Here is a 3,135-nt window from a genome sequence, read left to right as displayed (position 1 = left end):
GTAAACAATTTCAAGCTATAAACTGTAAATTATCAATACCATTACAGACATCCTTAAAACTTTAAGGTTTAGCGATCGCCTAATTTATGAAAAATACAGCTCATACAGTTACTTTTATATTACATTGCAAATATCTATGTAACATGTAAAGATGCCAGCGCTCATTGCTATATATAGCAATGTGCGCTGGCTTATGTACAAATTACAATAACTGTCCAATAGCTAAAAGCTTATATTATCGGTTTTTTATTCCCCCTGTTCCCTGTTCCCTGTTCCCTGTTCCCTGTTCCCTGTTCCCTATTCCCTAATTAAAAATTTCAAGCTATACTGTAAACGAAAAAACAATCTTAGGGTAAACGAAAATACCCATGCAGTTGCAACGTCAGTTTAGTGGACAAATCGTCACATTAGACACCCAAAACTTGATTGGTGGGGGTGGAGAAGGTCGTATCTATCCTGTGCTACAAGACCCATCCTTAGTGGCCAAAATTTACCACAAACCCACAGATGAAGATGCCGATAAACTAACAGTGATGTTCTCTCACCCACCAGACGCACCAATAGCAGCCGGACATTCAGCGATCGCATGGCCTGTAGACCTACTACACACCCTCAACAGTAAACAGCAAATCATTGGTTTTCTCATGCCTCGTGTTTTTAGAGCGGAACCGATACATATATTCTATAATCCTAGAAACCGTAGGGAACAAAAACCCCTCTTCAACTATCGTTATCTTCACCGCACAGCTCGTAATTTAGTCGCAGCAGTTAATGCTCTACACAAAAGTGGATATGCAGTCGGCGATATCAATGAGTCAAATATGCTAGTGACAGATACTGCTTTAGTAACCCTAGTTGATACAGACTCATTTCAAGTGCGCGACCCCTACACTCTAGAAGTTTATCGTTGCCCAGTGGGAAAACCAGAATTTACTCCCCCAGAATTACAAGGTCAAAGTTTCCGGGAAGTCGATCGCCTACCAGAACATGATTTATTTGGGGTGGCAGTATTAATATTTCAGGTGTTGATGGAGGGAACTCACCCCTTTGCCGGAGTTTATCAAGGTAGAGGTGAACCACCAAGTCTTGAAGCTCGAATTCAAGCAGGTCATTTTCCCTACAGTAAAAAGCGAGTTCCCTATCGCCCAACCCCACTTGCGCCAGATTTTAAGATTTTGCATCCCAGCATACAACAATTATTTATTGATTGTTTTGAAAAAGGGCACAAACATCCTACGGAGCGCCCAGACACTAAAATTTGGTTGCAGGCACTACGAGAAGCAGAAGATAATTTGATAATTTGTCAAAAAAATCATCAACATTTATATGGTAATCATTTAAAATCTTGTCCGTGGTGCGATCGTACCAAAAAATTAAAAGGGCGCGACCCTTTCCCATCAAGGGAAGCAGTGCGAAATCAGAAACATCTGCAACCAGTTCAACCGAAACAACGAAAATTATTGTCGTTGAGGCCGCAAAAAACTACTACTACTCCCCGAAAACCAGCACCGCCAAAACCAATTATTATTAACAGAAAAATGGGTCAATATCAACCTTTATTAACACCTATTCTGACTAAAACTAAACCGCCATCATTACCAATAATTCCTTTACCAGGTGGTGGAAATGGTATTGCTGGTATTGCTAAAGATGCTATGTGGGGTAGCCTTTGGGGAGTATTGTGTGCAGCAGCAGTAGCAGGTTTAATATTAGGAACAATAAAAGGTAGCCTTGCAGTTTTTGGTGGTACGATCGTGGGAATGTTGTGGGGGGGGTTTTTCGCATTAGCTTGGCAATATATTATTCCTTTGGGATCATCTGGTAGCAGTTTAGGTTTAACTGGAGCATTTTGGGGAGGGTTTATTGCAGTTGCTATTAGTGGTAGTATATATGGAATTAGTAATCGTCTGGAGTTATTTGGGCAAGCAGTTTTATTTGGAGGATTTCTAGGTACTATTTGGGGTAGTTTTTGGAGTGCTTTTAAACCACCTTTAACATTGCCTGTACCTGGACGAGTTTGGGGAAGACGTGGTTTATTTTTAGGTGCTATTTGGGGTACTTTTTTAGGAACAGTTATTGGGGCAATTTTAGCTGGTGTTTTTGTGTTTCAGGAAAGTATGAAAGAGAATAGTAATTCTTGGCTGGAGTTAGTATCAATATTCATAAGTAGTATGATTCCTGCAATAGGTGTAGGTGCAATGGGTGGCATTATCGGTGGTGCTGTTTTAGGACCAATTTTAGGAGCGCCAACTTTACCTTTATCAAATAAATTATCAGGGATTAGAGGTGCTTTTTTAGGTGGAATTTGGGGGTGTTTTTTAGGAGTAATTATTGGGGTGATTTTGGGTGGTATTTTACCGCAATTTGGGTCGATAGATTTAGTTAGAATTATGCGAATTGATGAAGATTTTACTATTATACTTTCAACGATTTTTGGGGCTGGTTTGGGTGCAATTGCTGGCTGTTTTTCTGGGGCAGCTTGGGGAGGTATGGGGAAGTGGTAAAGAAAAGGAAGAAGGAAGAAGGAAGAAGGAAGAAGTAATAAACAAATTATGAAAAAAGGAGAAACAATGGAAATAAGTAGCTTATAGGATTGGATAAGTTCTTTTTAGGCATAATTCTCAGCCTTTTTTTTTCTAGCATTCTTTTTTAAAATTGGTATAATATAACCAGCACTTACGCAAATTAACCTTTAAAACGCCATGTGTAGGGGAAGAATGATCATTTACCCTCTTTTGACTTTTAACTTCCACGTAGCAGCACTAGGCAATGTTTTTCCCACTGTTGCCTGTTACCGAATAATTAATAATTAATAATTAATAATTAGGACTTGCTGATTAAATATTAAAGCATTGACTGATATTGGTTTTAGCGTTTTTTGGTCTAAAAAAGTGCCAGCTTTTCAGCTCAAAAAGCCCAAAAAGCTAGGGCGTGTCATCAATTAAAGAGGTTGACATTAAAAGTATAGTATGCTTATGAAGAATAACTACAGGAATAATATGCTAAGAACTGCTCTAAATGACTAGACGTTATGGTTTGCGTGACGACCAATGGGAACGCATTCAACATTTACTACCAGGCCGTGAAGGAACTGTAGGAAGAACAGCATGCATACAACCGCCTCTTTGTGGAAGC

General features: G+C 39.3%; 1 protein-coding gene and 1 pseudogene. Both read left to right on the top strand.

What is annotated here, in order from left to right; translation table 11 throughout:
• Positions 1-368: 368 nt before the first annotated feature.
• Positions 369-2,504: a helix-hairpin-helix domain-containing protein gene (locus tag F6K27_RS32710; RefSeq protein ID WP_287280094.1), complete on the top strand. Its 2,136-nt coding sequence runs from the start codon at positions 369-371 to the stop codon at positions 2,502-2,504.
• Positions 2,505-3,018: 514 nt separating this feature from the next.
• A pseudogene (locus F6K27_RS32705) lies at positions 3,019-3,135 on the top strand (IS5/IS1182 family transposase); the annotation flags it as partial.

This window comes from Okeania sp. SIO2F5 (assembly GCF_010692685.1).
GTDB classification, from domain to species: Bacteria; Cyanobacteriota; Cyanobacteriia; order Cyanobacteriales; family Microcoleaceae; genus Okeania; species Okeania hirsuta.
Note: the sequence above shows the minus strand (reverse complement) of the source record. Positions and strands in the feature narration are given on the sequence as shown.